The following is a 22,074-nucleotide window of genomic DNA, read 5'->3' as shown; positions in this document are numbered from 1 at the left end:
GGCCCAGCGTCAGCAGGTGAGCAGGCTCAGCGCGCTGTGGCCGCAGTGGGTGAGCAGGCTCAGGTTCGAGCCGCCGCCGCCGTGCTCCATCGCGCCGCCGGCGTCCGGGGTCTCGGTGGCCTCCATGGCCTGCAGGTCCAGCACGAACTCCATGGTGTTCTCCTCACTGGTTACTTTCGGGGGGTCCAACCAGCGTCGGGGCTGGCTGGTCTGGGAGCCGGCGACGGGTCGCCGGCAGGGAGCCGGCGGACAGGAACGGCAGCGGAGCCGTCCCGTCCACCGCGTGCGCGATGGCCAGCAGCACCCCGGCGTTGCCGGTGGCCACGTCCATCGACAGCCGGAGGAGCTGGTTGCCGGGGAAGGCGAGGCCCGTCGCCCGCGTCTCGGCGGCCGTCTCCGCCGGCGCGCTCCGGGCCGGGTGCGGCAGCGCCCACCAGCCGAGCTGGCGCAGGTGCCGGCGGACGAGCGCGGCATCGGCGGCGTCGCCCCGGCAGTGCCCCGCCGACACCAGCGCCGCGACCAGACCGGCGCGGCCGAGGAACAGTCCCGGCTGGGCGACGTACTCGCCGCGGCAGGCCCGCAGGACTCCGTCCAGCCGCTGGGCGGAGGGCGCGTGCGGCGCGACCGCCGTGAGCTCGGCCAGGGCCAGCGCGACGCCGGCGCTGCCGACCTCCAGGTAGGGCAGCGTGCGCTGGCTGCCGTCCCGCACCTGCCACGAGCCGTCGGAGCGCTCGACGCACTCCCGCAGGTCCCACTCCATCGCGCGGTCGGCGGCGTCGATCCACCCGTCGTCGCCGGTCCGCTCGTACAGCCGCAGGAACAGCAACGCGGGACCGGACCACCCGTGGGCCAGACCGGCCTTGCCGTTCGGCCCCGGCTCGGGCGGCGCGCCGACGAGGCGGTCGGCGAGCCGGTCGCCCACCTCGACCGCCTGTCGCACGCAGGCCGGGTCGTCCCACCGCTCGCCGAGGTGGAGCAGGTTGAGGCCGATGCCGGAGAGCCCGCCGGACAGGGTGTGGTCCCGCATCCGGGTCACCGAGGGCGCGTACGCCTCCACCAGAGCGCGGGCGACGTCGCGGTGCCCCAGCTCGTCCAGCACGTGCGCGACGCCGTGCGCGCCGTCGAAGAACCCCGGGCGGCGGGGCGGCTCGGTGTCCAGGGTGTCGAGCAACCACTGCTCGTGCTCGGGGAACCGGCCCGCGCCGGTGACGTGGAAGGCGTGCAGCACACCGGCGGCGCCGTGGGCGAACGTCGTCCCGCCGTTGACGAACTGGGCGATGTCGCCGGGGAACAGCCGGTCACCGCGGTGCGGGGTGGCGCTGCGCAGGATGCCCTCGACGATGGCGGCGCGCACGGCGCTCCAGTCCGGCTCCGGCTCGTCGAACGGCGTGGCGCCGGCGACGGGCCCGGGCAGCCCCGTCAACGGGTGCGGGGCGTCGGCGGCCGGGGTCAGCTCGCGCAGGACCTTCTCGCGGTAGTCGGGGGGAACGGGGAAGCGCTCCTGGACGACGTCGACGAACCGCGCGAGCTTGCCGGGTTCCAGCGCCGCCACCAGGTTGACCGGGAGGAACAGCCAGAGTCGCAGCGCGGCCAGCGCGTACTCGTCGACGGCGACGCCGGCCCGGTCGGCCGGCGCGGCGAACCCGGGGGCGCCGAGCGCCGGCCGGCGGGGTTCGTCGAGCTCGAAGGCCAGCTCGAAGTCGACGAGGGCGACCCGGTCGTCCTCGTCGATCAGGATGTTGTTCGGGTGCAGGTCGCCGAAGGCGAGCCCGCGCCCGTGCATGGCGTGGAGGAGCCGCTCGACCTCGTCGACCACGCGCAGCGCGCGGTCGGTGTAGTCGGCGAGGACCTGGGGGGAGCACGCGTCCTCGGGTCCGGTCAACGGGTACTCACGGCCCAGCCACTTGCCGAGGGTGGTGCCCGGCAGGTGCTGCTGCACGAGGAAGTGGTGCTCCCACGCGGTGAAGAAGTCGTGCAGGACCGGGACCCCGGGCACGCCGGCCAGGCGTTGCAGGACCCTGCGCTCGCGCTGCAGGCGGGTGACGGCGTCGGTGCCGTCCCGGTCGAGCCCGGCGTGCGGGCGCGCCTCCTTGAGCACCACCCGCTCGCCGCCGGCCCTGGGCGCCGCGACGTAGACCCCGCCGCCGTTGGAGAAGTGCAACGCGCTCTCGACCCGGTACGGGAACGCGTCCGGATCGCCCTTCCCCCTGGCCGCGACGTGCGGTTCCAGGAATTCCGGGACCCGCACCCACGGCGGAACGCGGAAATACGGCTTCCGCTCGTCGGGAACGAGGTTTCCCTCCGGCGTGCGCACGGCCGGAACCTGTTGCCCGGCGTCGTCATTCGTCCACATGTCCACGAATGCGCCCCACCGCACGTACAGCGGTCCCGGGCCGTAGCGCAGGTCGCTGAGCACGTACGGCCCCTGCTCGCCGACCAGCCGGGCGGACAGCTCGCGCAGCACCCGCTCCAGCCCGGCCTCGTCGGGCGGGTAGATCGTGACCAGCTTGCCGCTGGCCTCCCTGGGCGCGTACTTGGCGTTGCGGGCCAGCAGGACACGCGGGCCACGCAGGAACTTGAAGGCGATGCGGCCGACGGTGCAGTAGTCCCAGACCTGGCGCAGCACGCGTTCGGCGTTGTCGATCGTCGCGGAGACGTGGATCTTCCACCCCTGCTCCGGCAACCGGTGGCCGTGCGGGCGGCAGACGGTCCAGACGTCCCGCTCCGCGCGCCACCAGCCCACCGGCAATGACGGCAGGGAATCCTCGAAAACCGTCTCGGCGGAATTACCACGGGTGGGAGCGTCGTAGAACAGCGGATCAGCGAAGCAGTACGCCTCGTACCGCACGTCCATACACAGGCCCTTCCCGGATGGTTTTGCCCGCACATACGGCGTGGCGACGACCGGGATATTTCCTCACAGCTCGGGCCCGGGGCCAAGGCTCCATTCCAACGAATCGGGGTCGTGGCACGGACGTCAGGAAAACGCTAGCTACCGGCGAGTTCTCCACCGAGCGTGACGAGAAAACGCGGTTCCACCACCCACACGCACCACAACTCGATTGGACAAGCAATCACGCTGCCCCCGAGCGGGTGAACCAGCGGCACGCGGGGATTTCCGGCCCTGCCCACGGGCGCGACGACCAGCGTCGATGACGCTCGTCATCCGAAAGTCGGACTCATCACGCTATGTTTCCGACCAAACGAGGGACTTGACCACACACCGTGACGAGATCGGCGCCGGCCGGTAAGCAGGTCCGTCCCGGAATGCGGAACACGGCGTTCCCCCAGCTCGGCCTGCACCGGACCGCGCCGTCCCAGGTCACGGCGACCGACGCGGTCAGGGGACGCGGACGGAGCACTCCACTGCGTCACTCCGGCGGAGCGCCCGTCAGCCTTCCGGCTCCGCGACGAACAGGGGTACCGCACCGCGAGCCCCTGTGATCACCGCGCCGCCGGCTCAGCCGTCCCGCCGACCCCCGTCCCACTCGCGCAACCCGGCCAGCGCCGAGGGCGGCGCGGCGCTGTGGAGCACACCCAGCCGGCGGGTGGCCCTGGTCAGCGCGACGTAGAGGTCGTTCGCGCCGCGGGGCGACTCCGCCAGGACCAGCGCCGGTTCGACGACCAGCACGGAGTCGAACTCCAGCCCCTTCGCCCGCGCGACGGGGAGCACCACGACCGGGCGCTCCAGGTCCGGGTCCTCCCCCACCGACGCCCCGGGCACCGCGGCGAGCACGGCCGCGCCCAGTTCGGCGACCAGCGACGCGGGCGCGATCACCGCGACCCGCCCCTCGCCGACCGCGGCCACCTCCTCAACGGTCATCCGGGCCAGGCGGTCGGCCAGTTCGGCGCGCGGCGCCGCGCACCGCCACGGCTCAGCGCCGCTCGTGCGCACCGACGTCGGCGGCTCCGGCGGCGGGTCCAGCGGTGGGCCCAGGTCGGCCAGCACCGCCGCCGCGACGGCCATGATCTCGGCCGGGGTGCGGTAGTTCACCGTGAGCCGCTCCAGGCGCCACCGGTCGGCGACGTAGGGGCGGAGCACGTCGTCCCATGAGGACGTGCCGGCGAGGTCCCCGGTCTGCGCGACGTCGCCGACCAGGGTCATCGACCGGCTGGGGCAGCGCCGCATCAGCATCCGCCACGCCATCGCGGACAGCTCCTGCGCCTCGTCCACGATCACGTGCCCGAAGGTCCACGTCCGGTCGGCGGCGGCCCGCTCGGCCACCGTCGCGTGGGCCCGGTCCTCGTGCCGGTCGGCCAGCGCGCCCGCGTCGACCAGGTCGGAGGCCAGCACGACCTCCGGGTCGTCCTCGCCCTCCACGTCCTGGGTGGCCGAGCCGGCCAGGATCTCCAGCACGCCCTCCGCGTAGGCGACCCGGTCCCGGCGCTCCCGCTCGGCCCGCGTCCTGGCCACCCGGTCGTCCGCGCCGAGCAGCTCGGCCGCCTCGTCCAGCAGCGGCACGTCGGCCGGCGACCACCCGCCGGCCCGCTCGCGGAGCAGCAGGCCGCGCTCGGCCTCGGTGAGCGTCGGCGCGGCCGAGGCCAGCAGCTCGGGCCGGGCGAAGAGGTCGGCCACCAACCGGCGCGGGGTCAGGACGGGCCACAGCGCGCCGAGCGCCTCCCGCACCGCCCGGTCCCCGCGCAGCTCCCTGCGGATCTCCGCGACGTCCTCCTCGTCGAGGAGGTTCCCCCCGCCGTGCACGTCGGCGCCGACCAGCTCCGCCATCTGCCGGGCCAACGCCTCGACGACCTCGGCGACGAACACCTCCCTGGCCTCGTTGTGCCGCCGACCCGTGCGCCGCGCGCGCTCCCGCGCCCGCTCGCAGGTCTCACGGTCCAGACTGAGGACCTGGTCGTCGAACTCGATCACCCACGGCTCGTCCGGCACCCGCTGCCGGTCCCGCACGGCCGCGGCCACCACCTCCGCCATCACCGGCCTGCCCTTGATCTCGGCCGCCTCGGCCGTCTCCGCGCGCCGGGCGCTGATCCCGGGATACAGATCGGCGATGGTCGACAGCAGCACACCGGTCTCCCCGAGCGAGGGCAACACCTGGCCGACGTACCGCAGGAAGCCGGCGTTCGGACCGACGACCAGCACACCGCGCCGCGCGAGCCGCTCCCGCCGCGTGTACAGGAGGAACGCTGCGCGGTGCAGCGCCACGGCCGTCTTCCCGGTGCCGGGGCCGCCCTGCACGACCAGCACGCCCTGGTGCTCGGACCGGATGACCCGGTCCTGCTCGGCCTGGATCGTCTCGACGATGTCGTTCATCCGTCCCGTCCGGTCGGCGCTCAGGGCCGCCAGCAACGCGGCCTCGCCGACCAGCCCGTCACCGCCGTCCGCCCCGTCCGCCGCGGCCAGGTCGAGCAGTTCGTCGTCGATCGCGACCACCGTCCGCCCACTGGTGCGGATGTGCCGCCGCCGCCGGACGCCCTCCGGTGCGGCGGCGGTCGCGACGTAGAACGGGCGCGCCGCCGGCGCCCGCCAGTCCACGAGCAACGGCTCGTAGTCGTCGGACTCGTCGAACAGCCCGAGCCGGCCGACGTAGCGCCGCTCGCCGTCAGCCAGGTCGAGCCGGCCGAAGCACAACTTGTTCTCCGCCGCGTCGAACCGGGCGAGCTGCTCAGCGCACCGCGCGGCGGCCACGTCCCGCTCCAGCACCGCCTGCGGAGTGCCCCCGGACTCCCGCAACACCCCGGCCAGCCGTGCCGAGACCTCCCCCCGCAGCCCGTCGAGCCGCCCGTACAGCATCGAGACGTATTCCTGCTCCCGCACCCTTTCCCCGGTTGACAACCCGTCCCCCAATTCACTAAAATGACGACAGCTTATTCGGCGACCACTCCGTCGTACCCAATCCTCGAAGGTAGCGCACTGACCGGCCGCGCGCCACACTCGATCCAACTCGGATCACTCCGCTCGCGTGAAGATCCCGATCAAATTCTGTCGCGCCCCCTTGACAGTTTTCCAGAAATGGAACAGGGCGCGAATCGCCAACAACACGAGAGGGGCGGCCGTCAGGGCCGCCCCTCTCGTCGTTCATGCCTCTAGTTCATGCGTCAGACAACGCGGCAGCCGTCGGGAGCGGCCGTGATGTTGAACTCGTTGTACCAGCCGGTGCCCACCAGCTTGCCGAGGTCGCGACCGGTGTCGGCCCAGGTTCCGTTGAGGAACTGGTACCGGTACCACAGCAATTCTCCGTTGTTGTCCGGCCGGGCGCCGTACAGGATCTCCCCGCCAACGGAGATGATGGAGTTGAACATGTTCCAGCCGGAACCGTTGCGCTTGGCCTGCTGGGTCCACTGCCCGCTCTTGGCGTCGTAGACGTGCCGGAACAGGTCACCGTTGGGCGTGCGGGTGTAGAGAACGCCCGGGCCAGCGCCCACGATGAGGTCGTACTGCCCCCAGTCGCCGGCGAGCACCCGGTGGTCCAGCTTCTTGCTGGCCGGGTCGTACGAACGCCAGTGCAGCTTGCCGTCCGGCTCGATCGTGTAGACGTGACCGTTGGTGTCGACGGTCATCCGGTTGCGGTAGTCCGGCGTGACGTAGCGGTCCCAGCCGTTGCCGTTCTCCAGGACGTCGTACTGGGAGCCGGCCTGGTTCGTGTCCCAACCGTTGCCGTTCCAGCGGTAGCGGCGGAACTCGCCGTTCTGCACGGCCAGGTAGAACACCCCGTCAGGCGCGGCGACCGTACGCGCCCCGAGCCATCCGCCCCCGATGATCCGCCCGTTGTAGTCGGCCCAGCTGAAGGACCCGTTCTTCGGGTCGGTGTGCTGGTACTCGCGGACCTCGCCGTCGTTACGCACCACGTACAGCGGAACGGCGGGCTTGCACTCGATGCTCAGGTTCGGGATCTGCTGCCGAATCCAGTCGTTGAGGTCGTCCACGCGAGTCTCGGTGCCACCCTGGCGGGTCTGGCTCTCGCCGAGGCAACCGTTCTGCCACGAGGTGTGATCGACCGCGACGAGCTCGGAGGTTCCGTTCGCCTCGCGGATCACCGGGGCACCGGCGTCGCCCTTGCACGTGCTGGTGTTCCCCGAAACCCCAGCGACCTCGAACGTGGTCTTACCGACGTTCTTGACCTGGAACGACGCGGTGTTGAGCTGGTTGGGCACCCACTCCGTGGCGGTCCGGCCGAAACCCGCGACACGCAGGGCTTCACCGTTCCTCGGCGCCGCCTTGCTGATCTTCACCGGCGTGATCCCGGAGACCGGTGCGGCGAGCTTGACCAGTGCCACGTTGCGGTCCTCACGCGGCACAACACCAGCGATCTTGGCCACCTGGCCCGCGTTGGTGCCCAGGTTGGTGCGGCCCACGGTGACAGTGCCGGCGTCGGCCTGAACTCCCGTGACACAACTCTTGGTGGTGATCACCCACTGAGCCTCGATCAGGGCGCCGGAGCAGGCGCGCCCCGGCAGTTCGATCTTCGCGGTGTACTGGTGGGTGCCGTCCTTGACGGGCGTGCCGCCGCTGATGGCGTGAGCCGGCGCGGCGACCAGAGTCCCCACCCCCAGCGCCGCGGCGACCACGGTGGTGCCTCTGACCGTTCTCAGGCGAGAGCGTGACATAGGTATGTCCCCTGTCTTTCGGGAATGAAGGCGAAGAGGGTCAGGAGGAGGCGTCCAACCGCAGCAAGGTCGTGGGCTCACCCGGCGGTTCGGTGCTCACTCCCACCTGGGTGGAGCCGTTGGGGTTGACGTCAACGACCTTGTGCTCACCAGCGTCAGTTGTCAGCTCGGCCTTCAGCTTGTGCCCCTTGGTGGATCCGTAGCCGTCACCACGAATCTCGTACACCGCGGGAACCTTCAGCGTGAGGTATCCGGCCGGGGCAGTCACCCGGAAGCAGATCGCGCCCTTGCCGCCCGCACCGATCCCCTCGTTGGTACGCACCCGGATCAGATCGGTTCCCGAGGAGCACTCGGCGAACAGAATGTGACCGTCCCCGGCGATCAGTTTGACGCCGTACTGCTTGAGAATGGCGTCCGCCCCCGGGTAGGCGTAGTCCTCGACGGTCGAGGGCTGCTGCTCCGTAGGCGGCTGGTCACTGGCCTGGGCAGCCAGGGTCGCTGTCGCCCCGAGGAACGCAGCCGCTCCCACTGCGCCCGCGACCGCGAGGAAACGGGGAAGTCGTCGCATGAACGATCCGCCTTGTCTGATTTGTTCGGATTGAAAGTTGTCGCCGGTGTCGGCGCAACCAGGTAGATGAGCCTGTTTCTGAGGCCGAGAGGACATTAGGTTTCGACACTGCTTTTAGTCAACACGGCGCGGCCAGCGTGCGGGACGTCACAGAGGCGAAATCTCTCCCGCATGGCACACGGCGAAAGTAACACTCCATCAGTCCGCGCCATCTCGCGCGGTACGAGGTTGCGAGTTTCCGCGGTACGCCCCTGACATCGCGCGCATCAAGCAGCATTCGCAGAGCCGCAAGGACAGATCAGTCCAGAACCGCACAAGCCTAAGCTTCCCTCCCCGTGATCGCGCTGGTATCACGCGCTCATCTCCGCTGACCACTCTCGCCGTCGCGGTACGCGCGAAGCCCAGCCCCGAAGGAAACAGTCCCGCCGCTCCTCTTCGACAGAGAGCACGTCAATACGCCAGAGAAACACTAACGACGGCTCAGTACACTCCAGCGTTCACGTGGTTTCGCTCTTCTCCCGAGCCTCACGCGCCACATCCGGATCCGGGTCTGAAAGGAGCTTCTGTAGAACACTGTCCGGAATAGCATCCCTGCACGCCACAATCCAGCGAACCTCAGCTTCCGGGTCAACGGCAAGTGTCAGGAGAACATCTTCCGGGCATTGATCGTTATCCGCCACCGCGCATCGCTCGTCCACATCACCACTCGCGGCAACGCGGCGAAGGACAACGATGTCCCGCGTCCGCAACAGGGCGAGACGCCGTACATACGCGTCAGGTCGCCGAGCAGGGTGTCGACAAGCCACTCCGCCCCGTGAGATTCCTGCGCGACGCGGTTGAGAACCACACCTCCACGCACGTCCGGATCAGGATCACGAGAAAGCTGCTCCAACAGCTCGGGGGGACAGTGGGGGTTACCTGCGACATCAGACCTGATGAGGTAGGTCGAGTGTGCGCCTCACCGAAGTTCCTCGACCAACTCCGTCCTGCCGAACGCGGCGCTTCGAACCAGCTCGTCGGAGTCGTCCACCAACTTCGTGATCACATCCTGTGGAGTGTCACGACAGTCGGCGACAGCCTTGCGCACAAAATACTGGTCACTGGTCGCAAGAACTCGAACAACGTCCTGCGGAACGCCTTCACGAACGCGGGGAAGCGGAGGATATCCACGGTAGTCATCAACGAACTCTCCATCGTGATACCACGACGGAGAATTCAGAACCCTGTCACACCCACCCTCGTAGACCTCTCGACACAACACGCTCGCCCCATCCGTCAACCAGCCGAGACCAACCGGTCAACGTAAGTTGATCAATAAGACCGCTGGTCGCGATCTCGGCGCATCTGCATATCCCTGGCATATCTTGCGACATCAGGGTCCGGGTCGCTGACGAGTTCCAGCAAGAGACTATCGGGGCAAAGTGGATTAGCGATCACCGCCTTCCTGATATGGCGCGGAAGATTTTGCGCAGCCCAGTAAAGCGCCTCAATGCGATTTGTCCTACGGTACGCCAGCATACGCACGGTGGGATTCTCATCCTCAAGGAAGAGGTCGATAACTTCCTGCGGAGCTTGCTTGTAGCTCACAACCGCGTTACGTACATGGGGCTCGCTGCTCCTGGCCACAGTACGGATGACGTGTTCCGGGAGGCAGTCACGGAGGCGCGGCTGGGGCGCACGACCTATATCGACGATGAACTCGAAATCATGACACCACGTCGGCCCTTCAAGTTCCCGATCGCAACCACCCTCGTACACATCCTTACAAATCACTACTCCCCCTCTCTATTCATGACCATTTCTCGCTTATGATAGCACTGAATAGCGGGGTCGGTAGAGGCGAGCGTGGAGCGCCGCCTCCACCAACCCCACCTGCGACTAACAGTATGGCTTATTTACCGGGATGATGTACCCAGCCTCGCAGAGCTGCTTGACATTCATACCATCCAACCGAAATTGAATCCCTCCCCCAACCTGTCTGAACCCCGGCGCGATCTCACCCTTCCAAATTATACCCAAAGATCCATCCCACTTCTTGACCCATCGATAAACATGGTACGGCAGATGGAGACTTCCAGGCGGAAGTGCGCGCTTCTCAAAAGCGGTTCCAGCGTCAGAAAGAAAGGTTCCCGTAGGCCCTCCAAAACGATCCCAAACCTCACCCGCCTGTGGGACGTACTCCTCCTCAATAGTACCCTTTTTAACCCCAGGGAAGGCTGGGTATTTCCACAACAGCTCCCCGTTAGGTCCTCGCGTCGTGAACTCGCGGAGAAACTGGTACTCGAGGTCCTTCCCGTTTCCGTAGTATTCTTTGAAGTTCTCCCCGATCAGGTTACGAGTCTCCGCCGGCAGTTCCTCGGTACGGGGAGCTGTCATTTTCGCGGCCCGCGCCTCTTCAACAAGCGCATCGACCATGCGGACGTACTCGGTTTCGACGCGGGCGACTTCCAGCTGCGCCTGGAGGGCCTCCGCAGCCTTGGGGAGGACCTTGGCGGCCGTGCCGGTGGCCGCCGGGATGACCCGCATAGCGACGGGAATCAGGCCGGCGCTCTCCGGAGTCGCGAAGAAGAGCACCTCAGCGGCGACCGGGAAGTAAGCAGTAGCGAGAAGGGTCACCTCTGCGGCGAGCATGAAGTAAGCCGCTGCCTCCATCATCTGCACGAAGGGCGCGATGATGGCGAGTGTGTTGGTGTGCTCGAAGTTCATACTGAACACCGAGCTCAAACAACCGGGAACAAGTTCCTGGTCGTTTTTATCGACACATTGTCCGGTATTTATCCAGGCACGCTGAAACTGATCGTCGAGCGTCTTGGGGATCTGGCTGACACATTCGGCGACCGCCTGGGCGTCCTTGCGGTTCTTGGTGCACTCATCGGCTTGGTTGGCGACGAGGTTGCCCAGCACGTTCTCCCGGATCTTGCTGATCGCGGCGTTGTACGCCTCCTTGTACGCGGTGTGAGCGGCCGCGGCGTCGTCTTTGGCAGCCTTCTCGGAATCACGTGCGCGTTGGGCCGACGCGTACGCCTGCTGGGCATAGCTGGCAGCTTGACGCGCGGATGCGGCAGCCCAGACAGCCGAGCGTGCTGCCCGTCTGGCGGCGTCCTGGGCGGAAGAGGCGGCTGCGTTGGCAGTCTTGGCCGAGGCTGCTGCCTGCTGAGCGGACTTCTCGGCCTGGCTGGCGGAGTCCGCGGCCTGACGTGCGTACTCGCCGGCGAGGTTCGCCGCTGCCCGCGCCTGCTCGGCGTAGGTGTTGGCCTCCTGAGCCGCGCCTCGAGCGCGGGCCGCGACCGCTTGGGCACTGGAGGCCTGGGTGTTGGCGTCGGCTGCGGCCTGGGCGGCCCGGTTGACGTAGGCCGCCACAGTGGCGTTGTGGACAGCGGTGTCGTGGTCGCGCTGCGCCGCGACGTGTTGGCCGACGGTCACGAACTGGTGCAGCATCGTCGCGGTACCGTCGAGGGCGATCTGCGCAGCAGCCTTCAGCTCCGGCCCACTGTCCTTGTTGGCCAGGATGCGGTTGGCCCGGATGCGCTCGTCGTGCTCGGCGGCGACGTAGCGACCGTTCGCGAGAAACTCCCGGATGGCTTGTCCGTCATCGTCGACATCGAGAGCCTTCTGCGCCGCGTCCCGTGTAGCGACCTCGCCATTCTGCGTCGCGGCGTGCAGGATGCGGTTAACGCTGATTCGGTCGTCGTGGTATCGGCCCGGGTAGTCGCGCTTGTCGAGAAAGTTCCGGACGTCCTCGTTCGACCCAGCCAGCGCCTTCCTCGCCGCGTCGCGGAAACCCTGGCTGGAGCTGTCGGCCGTCAAGCTGGTGAGGGTGATCCGGTCGTCGTCACCGGCGGCAGCCGCCATACCGCCCTGCACGTAGTCGACGACCTCGTCGTCGGTGCCGGCGAGAGCGTTCTCGGCAGCCGTCCGGCTCCACGCACCCGTGGAAATCACAGCGAGGCGCAAGGCGATCTTACGACCACGGTTGACAGTGGTCGCTCGGTCTGCCTTGGAGTCGGTGGCCTCCCTGACCCACTGCTGGGTTTCGGCGTCGCGGCGAGCCGCCTGCGAAGCATCCCAGGCGGCCTGGGCCTGCTGCTTGTTCATGGCCTCGACAGCGGCTCGCGCGGTCTCGCGGTCCTGGTCGACCTGCGCGGCCAGTCGGTCGGTGTCGGCCTTGCGGGCCAAGTCGTAGACCTCGCGGGCCTGGGTGGCGGCGTCATTGGCCCGTTGAGCTGCCTGGGTTGCGGCGTTGGCATGAGCGGTGGACTGCTGGGCCGCATCCCCTGCCTTGCCGGCGTGGTCGGCGGCCTCGTCAGCGGCTCGGGCCGCCTCCTCCGCATCTCGGGCAGCGCGCTCGGCCGCTTCCCGCGCACGACGCGCGGCATCGGTGGACTGGGCAGCCAGGGCGGTGGCGGCCTGGGCGGCTCGGGTGGCACGAGCGGCCTGACGGCGTGCCTCGGCGGCTGCCTGCTGGGCACGTCGAGCCTCCGCGGCTGACACGCCAGCGTGTCGACCAGCATCGTGAGCGGCCTGAGTCGCGTCGTTCGCGTGATTGGCGGCACCGGCCGCGGCGTCGGAGGCTTGCTTGGCCTGCTTCCCCGCCTGCTCGGCCTCCCCAGCCGACTTGGCCGCGGCTCCGGCGCTACGAGCCGCGTCGCGCGCGGCCTCGGCGGCTTGGCGCGCCTCGGACGCCTTGGTGGCGTCGGTGGCTGCGTCCGAGGCAGCGGAGTAGGCGCGGGAGGCAGCCTGCCCGGCCATGGCGGCGGCCGAGGCCGCTCGTGTGGCGGCATTGGCGGCCAGCCGCGCCGCGGCGTTCGCGGCATAGGACGCCGTGACCGCTTCCTGGGATGCCTTGGCCGCACCCAAGGCGGCGTCGGCGGCTTGGCGCGCGGCAGCTCCAGCAGTCTCGGCGTTGTTCTGGGCGCTGTCCAACGCCCGCTTGGCCCTTTCAGCGGCTTGGCGAGCCAGCTCAGCTTCCTTGACCGCCTGCTCGCTGGCCTGTTTGGCGGCCTGCGTTTCGCGGGAGGCGTCCTGCGAGGCGTCCTGGGCCATCGCGGCGAGCTGGGCGACGGACGCGGTCTCCTGGTCACGAGCGGCCGCCACCGGCCACTCGGCGGTCAGAAACGCGGCCAGAGCCTGGGGAGTGCCAGCGTCCAGAGCCCGCTGGGCGATCTTCTTCACCTCCGGACCTCCGGAGGCCATGATCTGGTTGACCCGAATACGCTGGTCGTGCTCCGAGGGGGTCTTCCAGCCAGAGTTGAGGAACTCCTTCAGCGCCTTGGGATCCTCGGCATCCAAGGCCTTCTGCGCCGCGGCCCTGAGCGTCTGCCCGCCAGTGGCCATCATCTGGTTGACCCGGATACGCAGGTCGTGCTCGGACGGTGTCCGCCACCCCGAGACGAGGAACTCCTCCAGCGCCTGGGGATTCTCCGTGTCCAGGGCCTTCTGCGCGGCGCCCTTGACGGTGGGGCCGCCGGAGGCCAGCATCCGGTTGACGCTGATACGGCTGTCGATCTCGGCGACCCGCCGGTAGTCCTTCCCCAGGAACGCGTGGATGTCAGCGTCGGAGCCGAGCAGGGCCTTCTCAGCGGCGGCGCGTGTGGTCGGACCACCGGTACGCCACAACGCCGCTACTCTCGCACGGTCACTGTCAGGATCTGCTGTCGGCGGCTCAGGCCCTCCGGCCACTGCTGGCGGAGCCGCGACGATGCCGACCATCAGCGAAGCGCTGACCAGCAGGGCGGTTCCGAGCCGGCCCGCGCGGAACCGGCTTCTTCTACCGCTCATACACTCTCTCCTTTCGTAATCCAGGCATGACAAAACCGCGTGCAACCAAACGAAGGGTTACACGCTGAACCAACGACACATCTGAGAGCGAAGCCCGTCAGCCGAGTTCAGCTGCTCGTCGAATTGACGATTCCTTCTTCCCCGACCAGCTCCGCCCGCATTGTGAGCACTGCCCCATCAACCGGGGTGAACCGTACTGCGCCTGGGCGGGTAGATCAAAGTGTGTGACGACAGACACTCGCCAGCATGTCTACTTTGTCCGAAAAGGTTGGTCAAGGCCACTATTCGCTGAATCAGTCCAGTTCCCAGGAAGGCAACCTATCGATCGCCGCACGCTTCTGAAACCGTATGGGACAAGCGGGACCCCAGGCCGGAGCTTCTCTTGTAGGCGCGGCGGATTCTGCGGACGCCCGATGCCACGGGCACACTCGCTCCTGAGCATCTCGAACTCGCCTCGACCAAAGCCGAAGGAAAGCAACTCCAAGAATGCCCACAGCCCCAGACGGGAAGGGTGCGGCTTTACCCGCGGTACGGCGACCCCTCAGACTGGCGGTGTATCGCGCAGGTGATGCCACTGTCCCGGTTCTTGGTCGTTTTCGCATCCCTGGGCCGAAAAAAGGCGGACAAACTCTGGACGCGGCTTCACCGCCCAGGTGGTCGTCAGGGGGCGCTGAGGCCCATCGACCAGGAAACAGAGCCCAAACTTGACGCGAGGGATTCCCATTGGGCGAGTGGGCACAGGTTGGCCCCCACAGGAGCGAGCCGACATGCGACGGAGCGGAGCGGCTTCCTTCGCCGGAGATGGCGACCTGCTCCATCTTCAGCAACAAAGCGAGAGGGGCGGTCCCGGAACGGGACCGCCCCTCATGGGTTGGTGGGTGGGTCAGACGGTGAAGCCGAGGGCGCGGAGCTGCTCGCGGCCCTCGTCGGTGATCCGCTCCGGGCCCCACGGCGGCATCCACACCCAGTTGATGCGGAAGTCCTTGACCAGGCCGCCGCCCGGGCCGCCGGTCAGGGCCGCCCTGGTCTGGTCCTCGATGACGTCGGTCAGCGGGCAGGCCGCCGAGGTCAACGTCATGTCGAGGGTGGCGACGCCGTCGTCGTCCAGCCGGATGTCGTAGACCAGGCCCAGGTCGACGACGTTGATCCCCAGCTCGGGGTCGACGACGTCGCGCATGGCCTCCTCGAGGTCGGGCACCGCGGCCTGGTCGGCCGCCGGCGCCGACGGCTCGGGCAGGCCCGCCACGCCCCGGGTCACGTCCTCGCTCATCGCGCTCCCACTTCCTGCTGCCGCTCGGCCACCCGAGCCACCGCGTCCTTGAAGGCCATCCACCCGAGCAGCGCGCACTTCACGCGGGCCGGGTACTGGGCCACCCCGGCGAAGGCGATGCCGTCCTCCAGCACGTCCTCGTCCGGCTCGACCTGCCCGCGGCCCTGCATCAGCTCCAGGAACGCCGCGTGCTTGTCGAACGCCTCGGCCACGGTCCGGCCCACGACGAGGTCGGTGAGGACCGAGGCCGCGGCCTGGCTGATCGAGCAGCCCTGGGCGTCGTAGGAGACGTCGTCCACCACGGCCGCCTCGCCGTCGCCGACCAGGTGCACCCGCAGCGTCACCTCGTCACCGCAGGTCGGGTTGACGTGGTGCACCTCGGCCTCGAACGGCTCGCGCAGCCCGCGCCGGTGCGGGTTCTTGTAGTGGTCCAGGATGATCTCCTGGTACATCTGGTCCAGCTTCATCCCCGGCTCACACCCCGTCGCGATCCGCACCGGCCCCGTCGGCCGACGTTACCTCGAGGCCGAAGAACCGCCTCGCCTCCCGCACAGCGTCCAACAACGCCCGGACGTCGTCCATGCCGTTGTAGACGTAGAAGGTGGCGCGCACGGTCGCCGCGACGCCCAACCGCCGGTGCAGCGGCCACGCGCAGTGGTGCCCGACGCGCACCTCCACGCCGACGCTGTCCAGCACCTGGCCGACGTCGTGCGCGTGGATGCCGTCCACCACGAACGACACCACGCCGCCGCGGTCGTCCATCTCGGTGGGGCCGACGATCCGCACGCCGTCGATCTCGGCGAGGCCGGCCAGCGCGGCCGCGGCGAGCTCGTGCTCGTGCGCGGCGACCCGGTCCATGCCCAGCGCCGACAGGTAGTCGACGGCGGCGGCGAGCCCGATGGCCTGCGAGGACATCGGCACGCCCGCCTCGAAGCGCTGCGGCGGCGGGGCGAAGGTCGACCCCTCCATCCGCACGACCTCGATCATCGACCCGCCGCTGATGAACGGCGGCATCGCCGCGAGCAGCTCCCGCCGCCCGTAGAGCACGCCGACCCCGGACGGGCCGAGCATCTTGTGCCCGGAGAAGACGGCGAAGTCCACCCCGAGGGCGTGGAAGTCCACCGCCATGTGCGGCACCGACTGGCAGGCGTCGAGCACGGTCAGCGCGCCGACCTCGCGGGCCCGCGCCACGATCGGCGCCACCGGGCCGACCGCGCCGGTCACGTTGGACAGGTGGCTGAAGGCCACCACCTTCGTCCGCTCGGTGACCAGCTCGTCCAGCCCGGTCAGGTCGATCCGGCCGTCGTCGGTGACCCCGAACCACCGCAGGGTGGCGCCGGTGCGCTCGCAGAGCTGCTGCCACGGCACGAGGTTGGCGTGGTGCTCCAGCTCGGTCACGACGATCTCGTCGCCAGGGCCGACCCGGAAGCGGTGCGCCTCCGGGCCGGCCGTGGCGGCGTTGCTCATGGCGTAGGCCACGAGGTTGACACCCTCGGTGGCGTTCTTGGTGAACACCACCTCGTCCGGGTCGACCCCGACGAACGCGGCGATGCGGGCCCTGGCGCTCTCGTAGGCGTCGGTGGCCTCCTCGGAGAGCTGGTGGGCCCCCCGGTGCACCGCGGCGTTGGAGGTCTCCAGGAAGGCGCGCTCGGCGTCGAGCACCGGGCGGGGCCGCTGGGAGGTGGCCCCGGAGTCCAGGTACACCAGCCGGTGGCCGTCCCGGACCGTCCGCTCCAGGATCGGGAAGTCCTTGCGGACGACCGCGACGTCCAGCGGCTCCTGACCTCCGGGTCGAGCCGTCGAGTCCGCGACTGCCGTCACGTCCGCGCCTCCTTTCGCCTCGCCGTTCGTTCGCGTCGCAGGGGTTGACACGTCGGACCTCAGCTGGCCGCGCCGGTGCTGGCGGCCTCCTGCTTGCCGGTGTACCGCACGTAGCCCTCGGCCTCCAGGCGCTCGGCCAGCTCCGCGCCGCCGGACTCCACGACCCGCCCGTTGGCGAAGACGTGCACGAAGTCCGGGGTGATGTGCTTGAGGATCCGGGTGTAGTGCGTGATCAGCATGATGCCGGTCTCGCCGTGCTCGGCCTTGTACCGGTTCACGCCCTCGGACACCACGCGCAGCGCGTCGACGTCCAGGCCGGAGTCGGTCTCGTCGAGGATGGCGAACTTCGGGCGCAGCAGCGCGAGCTGCAGGATCTCGTGCCGCTTCTTCTCACCGCCGGAGAAGCCCTCGTTGACGCTGCGCTCGGCGAACGTCGGGTCGATGTCCAGGTCCGCCATGGCCTGCTTGACTTCCTTGACCCAGTGCCGCAGGGCGGGGGCCTCGCCGCGGACCGCGGTGGCCGCGGTGCGCAGGAAGTTCGACATGGACACGCCCGGCACCTCGACCGGGTACTGCATGGCCAGGAACAGGCCGGCGCGAGCGCGCTCGTCGACGCTCATCTCCAGCACGTTCTCGCCGTCGAGCAGCACCTCGCCGGAGGTGATCTCGTACTTGGGGTGGCCCGCGATCGAGTAGGCCAGCGTCGACTTGCCGGAGCCGTTCGGGCCCATGATCGCGTGGGTCTCGCCGGCCTTCACGGTGAGGTCGACGCCCCGGAGGATCTCCTTGGGCTCCTCGTCGGTGAGGACCGAGACGTGCAGGTCCTTGATCTCGAGAATGGCCATCGGTTTCTTCGTTCTCCTGGTGTGCCGCGAAAGTCTGTTCAGTTCAGTACTGCGGTGGTGTCCACATAGACGTCGCCGTCGCGCACGCTGACCGCGAACACGTCGACGGGCTCGGTCGCCGGCAGCGAGTTGGGCTTGCCGGTGCGCAGGTCGAAGCACGACCCGTGCAGCCAGCACTCGATGCCCTTGCGGGTCACCTCGCCCTCGCTCAACGCCACCTCGGCGTGCGAGCAGACGTCGTGGAGCGCGTGCACCTCGTCGCCGTCACGCACCACCACAACGGGGGTGCCGTCGACGTCGACGCTGACCGGCTGGCCGTTCTCCAGCTCGGCGAGGGCGCACACACGGGTCACGCACCCACCGCCTCAAGCTCGGCCTCGATCGCCTTCTCCAGCCGCTCCCGCACCTCGGGCACGGAGATCTTCTGGAGGACCTCGCCGAAGAAGCCCCGCACCACCAGGCGGCGGGCCTGCTCCGTCGGGATGCCCCTGGCCTGCAGGTAGAACAGCTGCTCGTCGTCGAACCGGCCGGTGGCGCTGGCGTGGCCGGCGCCCTCGATCTCGCCGGTCTCGATCTCCAGGTTCGGCACCGAGTCGGCGCGCGCCCCGTCGGTGAGCACCAGGTTCCGGTTCAGCTCGAAGGTGTCGGTGGCCTCGGCGGCCGCCCGGATCAGCACGTCGCCGATCCACACCGTGTGCGCGCCCTCGCCCTGCAGCGCGCCCTTGTAGGTCACGTTGCTGCGGCAGTTGGGCACCGAGTGGTCGACGAACAGCCGGTGCTCCAGGTGCTGGCCGGCGTCGGCGAAGTACAGCCCCTGCATGTCGACGTCGCCGCCGCGGTCGGTGAAGGTCGCGGTCGGGCTGATCCGCACCAGGTCGCCGCCCAGGGTCACCACGGTGTGCTTGAGCACGGCGTCGCGGCCGATGCGGGCGTGGTGCGCGGAGACGTGCACCGCGTCGTCGGCCCAGTCCTGGATCGCGACCACGGTGAGCTGCGCGCCGTCACCGAGCACGAACTCGACGTTGTCGGCGTAGGCGCCGGAGCCGCGGTGGTCAAGCACCACGACGGCCTCGCCGAACGCCTCGGCGCGCACCTGGACGTGGCCGTAGGCGGTGTTGCCCTCGCCGGGGCCGGTGACCACGAGCGTGGTCGGACCGGACGCCTTCGTGTCCTTCGGGACCGTCACGACCGTCGCGGAGCCGAACGCGCTCCACGCCTGCGCGGCCACCCGGTCGCCCGGGGTGCCGGCGACGCCGAGCCGCTCGTCGCCCCGCTCGACGGTCTCCACCCGCACCTCGGGCGCCGCCGTGACCTCGACGGTGGCCGCGCCGGTGGCCGGCGCGGTCCCGTCGTGCAGGCCACGCAGCCGCCGCATCGGCGTGAAGCGCCAGTCCTCCTCGCGGCCCGTGGGCTTCTCGAACGCCTCCACGTCGAAGGACGCGAAGCGCTCGGCCCGGGACGCCTCCGGGATGACCGGCCCACCGTGCGAGTGCTCGCCGAGCCCCTTGGTCGGCGCGGTGGTCCGCTCTTCGTTCGACACCGTCATGTCAGCCGACGGCCCCTTCCATCTGCAGCTCGATCAGGCGGTTCAGCTCGAGGGCGTACTCCATGGGCAGCTCGCGCGCGATCGGCTCCACGAAGCCGCGCACGACCATGGCCATCGCCTCGTCCTCGGTGAGGCCGCGGGACATCAGGTAGAAGAGCTGGTCCTCGCTCACCTTGGACACGGTGGCCTCGTGGCCCATGGCCACGTCGTCCTCGCGGATGTCCACGTACGGGTAGGTGTCCGAGCGGCTGATGTTGTCCACCAGCAGCGCGTCGCACTTCACCGTCGACTTGGAGTGGTGGGCGCGCTTGTGCACCCGGACCAGGCCGCGGTAGGAGGTGCGGCCACCGCCGCGGGCCACCGACTTCGACACGATCGTCGAGGAGGTGTGCGGCGCGAGGTGCTCCATCTTGGCGCCCGCGTCCTGGTGCTGGCCCTCACCGGCGAACGCGATGGAGAGCACCTCGCCCTTGGCGTGCTCGCCCATCAGGAACACCGACGGGTACTTCATCGTCACCTTGGAGCCGATGTTGCCGTCGATCCACTCCATGGTCGCGCCCTCTTCGGCCTTGGCGCGCTTGGTGACCAGGTTGTAGACGTTGTTCGACCAGTTCTGGATGGTCGTGTACCGGCAGCGGGCGTTCTTCTTGACGATGATCTCCACGACCGCCGAGTGCAGCGAGTCGGAGGAGTAGATCGGCGCGGTGCAGCCCTCGACGTAGTGCACGTAGGCGCCCTCGTCGACGATGATCAGCGTCCGCTCGAACTGGCCCATGTTCTCGGTGTTGATCCGGAAGTAGGCCTGCAGCGGGATGTCGACGTGCACGCCCGGCGGCACGTAGATGAAGGAGCCGCCGGACCACACGGCGGTGTTCAGCGCGGAGAACTTGTTGTCGCCGGCCGGGATGACCGAGCCGAAGTACTCCTGGAACAGCTCGGGGTGCTCCCGGAGGCCGGTGTCGGTGTCCAGGAAGATCACGCCCTGGGCCTCGAGGTCCTCGCGGATCTTGTGGTAGACGACCTCGGACTCGTACTGCGCGGCGACGCCCGCGACCAGCCGCTGCTTCTCCGCCTCGGGGATGCCCAGCCGGTCGTAGGTGTTCTTGATGTCCTCGGGCAGCTCGTCCCAGGTGGTGGCCTGCTTCTCGGTGGAGCGCACGAAGTACTTGATCGAGTCGAAGTCGATCCCGCTGAGGTCGGCGCCCCAGTTCGGCATCGGCTTGCGGTCGAAGATCTTCAGCGCCTTGAGCCGGGCCTCGAGCATCCACTCGGGCTCGTCCTTCTTCGCCGAGATGTCCCGGACCACGTCCTCGTTCAGGCCGCGCCGGGCGCTGGCGCCGGCCGCGTCGTCGTCGGCCCAGCCGTACTCGTAGCGGCCCAGGGTCGCCAGGGTCTCCTCCTGGCTGAGCGGCTGCTGCGTGGTGGGTGTGCGCTGCTCGGCAGCGGCAGTCATGCGGGCTCCCCTTCGCGTTGATGGCTCGACCCTGCGAGGTCGCGCTGCCCATGGCTCGACCCTGCGTGCGGGTCTCGCGCCGGGATCCGTGCGGTTTCTCCCGCCTCCTGCGGCGCGCCGTCCGCAGTCGGCTCCGGGCACGTCGGGTGGTCGGCCGCGGGCGCGTCGGCGGCGGCCGAGGCGCGCTCCGCGTCCTCGGTCGCCGGGGCCTCGCCCAGCGGCACGTGGGTGGTGCACGCGGCGTCGCCGCGCGCGATGGTCGCCAGGCGCTGCACGTGCGTGCCCAGCAGCTCGGCGAAGGCCGCGGTCTCGGCCTCGCACAGCTGCGGGAACTCCGCGGCCACGTGCGCCACCGGGCAGTGGTGCTGGCAGAGCTGCTCCCCCATGCCCACCCTGCGGGCCGAGGCAGCGTAGCCCTCCCTCGTGAGCGCGGTCGCCAGGGCCTTCGCCCGCTCGTCCGCGCCCCGCCGGGCGGTCACCGCCGCGCGGTGCCGGTCGACGAGCGCGCCGATCCGCCGCTCGGCGAAGGACCGCACGGCCTCCTCGCCCGCGTGCTCGGCGAGGAAGCGGAGCGCGGCGACCGCGAGGTCGTCGTAGGCGTGCCCGAACCGGGCCCGCCCGGCCTCCGTGAGGAGGAAGAGCTTGGCGGGGCGGCCGCGGCCGCGCCGTCCCCGGCGGGGGGCGTCCCGCGTGCACGCCTCACCGTCGGCGACCAGCGCGTCCAGGTGCCGGCGGACGGCAGCCGGGCTCAGCCCCAGCTCCTCGGCCACCGCGGCCGCGGTGACCGGGCCCTGCTCCAGCAGGAGGCGGGCCACGGTGTGCCGGGTGCTGCCGTCCGGGTGCTGGGTTCCCGGGTGCTGGGTTTGGGCTCCCGGCGGCGTGCCGGGGGCGCCCTGCGCCGGCGCGGCGGCCGGGCGCGCGGCGTCGGCCGCGGCGGCCACGGAGCCCGTGGCGGCGGCCGATGCGACGGTCCCGGCGTTTTTCACAACACGAGTGTTACCTATTTCGGGGAGGTCGGCAAAGCCCCTGGTGGCCCACGGTGACCGGGTTCACGCGTCACCCGTTCCGCGCAGGCGGCGCGCGGGGGCGAACACCCAGGGCGATGATCCCCACGAGCACCTGCCCGAGATCGGAGAAGTCCGGCCGCGGCTAGCGGCTTCCCGTGCCGGCGGACGGCGTGCGGCATCGTGCGCGCCGGCCCGCCGCCACCCCGAACATGATCTTGCGCAC

16 protein-coding genes are annotated in these 22,074 nt (G+C 69.6%); all 16 read right to left on the bottom strand.

Translation table 11 applies throughout. The annotated features are described in order from the left end of the window. Nucleotides 1-9 precede the first annotated feature (9 nt). Nucleotides 10-153 carry a SapB/AmfS family lanthipeptide gene (locus tag BUE43_RS33300; protein ID WP_143173996.1) on the bottom strand — a complete coding sequence of 48 codons (144 nt, stop codon included), beginning with the start codon at nt 151-153 and terminating at the stop codon, nt 10-12. Nucleotides 154-163: 10 nt separating this feature from the next. Then, nucleotides 164-2,854 carry a class III lanthionine synthetase LanKC gene (gene lanKC, locus BUE43_RS06710; protein WP_073480522.1) on the bottom strand — a complete coding sequence of 897 codons (2,691 nt, stop codon included), beginning with the start codon at nt 2,852-2,854 and terminating at the stop codon, nt 164-166. A 606-nt stretch (nt 2,855-3,460) separates the two neighbouring features. Further along, nucleotides 3,461-5,749 (bottom strand): HelD family protein, encoded by a 2,289-nt coding sequence (locus BUE43_RS06705; protein WP_083959409.1) that lies wholly within the window; start codon nt 5,747-5,749, stop codon nt 3,461-3,463. Nucleotides 5,750-6,054: 305 nt separating this feature from the next. Next, complete coding sequence (locus BUE43_RS06700; protein WP_234995578.1) at nt 6,055-7,563, bottom strand: tachylectin-related carbohydrate-binding protein; 1,509 nt, start codon at nt 7,561-7,563, stop codon at nt 6,055-6,057. A 40-nt stretch (nt 7,564-7,603) separates the two neighbouring features. Further along, on the bottom strand, nt 7,604-8,131 hold the full coding sequence (locus BUE43_RS06695; RefSeq protein ID WP_073480520.1) for a hypothetical protein: 528 nt from the start codon (nt 8,129-8,131) through the stop codon (nt 7,604-7,606). A gap of 640 nt (nt 8,132-8,771) precedes the next feature. Beyond that, nucleotides 8,772-9,068 (bottom strand): hypothetical protein, encoded by a 297-nt coding sequence (locus BUE43_RS35910; RefSeq protein ID WP_083959408.1) that lies wholly within the window; start codon nt 9,066-9,068, stop codon nt 8,772-8,774. A gap of 374 nt (nt 9,069-9,442) precedes the next feature. Further along, nucleotides 9,443-9,718, bottom strand: a complete 276-nt coding sequence (locus BUE43_RS33295) for a hypothetical protein (protein ID WP_143173995.1) — start codon at nt 9,716-9,718, stop codon at nt 9,443-9,445. Nucleotides 9,719-10,009: 291 nt separating this feature from the next. Further along, entirely contained in the window at nt 10,010-13,909 is a 3,900-nt protein-coding gene (locus BUE43_RS06685; protein ID WP_083959407.1) for a glycohydrolase toxin TNT-related protein, read from the bottom strand. A gap of 883 nt (nt 13,910-14,792) precedes the next feature. Then, complete coding sequence (locus BUE43_RS06680) at nt 14,793-15,179, bottom strand: metal-sulfur cluster assembly factor (protein WP_073480517.1); 387 nt, start codon at nt 15,177-15,179, stop codon at nt 14,793-14,795. Further along, nucleotides 15,176-15,646, bottom strand: coding sequence for a Fe-S cluster assembly sulfur transfer protein SufU (gene sufU / locus BUE43_RS06675; protein ID WP_073480941.1), 471 nt, complete (start codon nt 15,644-15,646; stop codon nt 15,176-15,178). Before sufU ends, BUE43_RS06680 begins: the two co-directional genes overlap by 4 nt. Nucleotides 15,647-15,653: 7 nt before the next feature. Beyond that, entirely contained in the window at nt 15,654-17,000 is a 1,347-nt protein-coding gene (locus BUE43_RS06670) for a cysteine desulfurase (RefSeq protein WP_073480516.1), read from the bottom strand. Nucleotides 17,001-17,059: 59 nt separating this feature from the next. After that, complete coding sequence (gene sufC, locus BUE43_RS06665) at nt 17,060-17,845, bottom strand: Fe-S cluster assembly ATPase SufC (RefSeq protein WP_073480515.1); 786 nt, start codon at nt 17,843-17,845, stop codon at nt 17,060-17,062. Between the two features lie 38 nt (nt 17,846-17,883). Then, nucleotides 17,884-18,198 (bottom strand): non-heme iron oxygenase ferredoxin subunit, encoded by a 315-nt coding sequence (locus BUE43_RS06660; protein ID WP_073480514.1) that lies wholly within the window; start codon nt 18,196-18,198, stop codon nt 17,884-17,886. After that, nucleotides 18,195-19,391 carry a Fe-S cluster assembly protein SufD gene (sufD, locus tag BUE43_RS06655; RefSeq protein WP_083959406.1) on the bottom strand — a complete coding sequence of 399 codons (1,197 nt, stop codon included), beginning with the start codon at nt 19,389-19,391 and terminating at the stop codon, nt 18,195-18,197. The genes BUE43_RS06660 and sufD overlap by 4 nt, the downstream gene beginning before the upstream one ends. A gap of 1 nt (nt 19,392) precedes the next feature. Beyond that, entirely contained in the window at nt 19,393-20,844 is a 1,452-nt protein-coding gene (gene sufB / locus BUE43_RS06650) for a Fe-S cluster assembly protein SufB (protein WP_073480513.1), read from the bottom strand. Further along, nucleotides 20,841-21,785, bottom strand: a complete 945-nt coding sequence (locus BUE43_RS06645) for a helix-turn-helix transcriptional regulator (RefSeq protein ID WP_143174047.1) — start codon at nt 21,783-21,785, stop codon at nt 20,841-20,843. The genes sufB and BUE43_RS06645 overlap by 4 nt, the downstream gene beginning before the upstream one ends. Between the last annotated feature and the right edge of the window lie 289 nt (nt 21,786-22,074).

Source organism: Streptoalloteichus hindustanus (assembly GCF_900129375.1).
GTDB classification, from domain to species: Bacteria; Actinomycetota; Actinomycetes; order Mycobacteriales; family Pseudonocardiaceae; genus Streptoalloteichus; species Streptoalloteichus hindustanus.
Note: the sequence above shows the minus strand (reverse complement) of the source record. Positions and strands in the feature narration are given on the sequence as shown.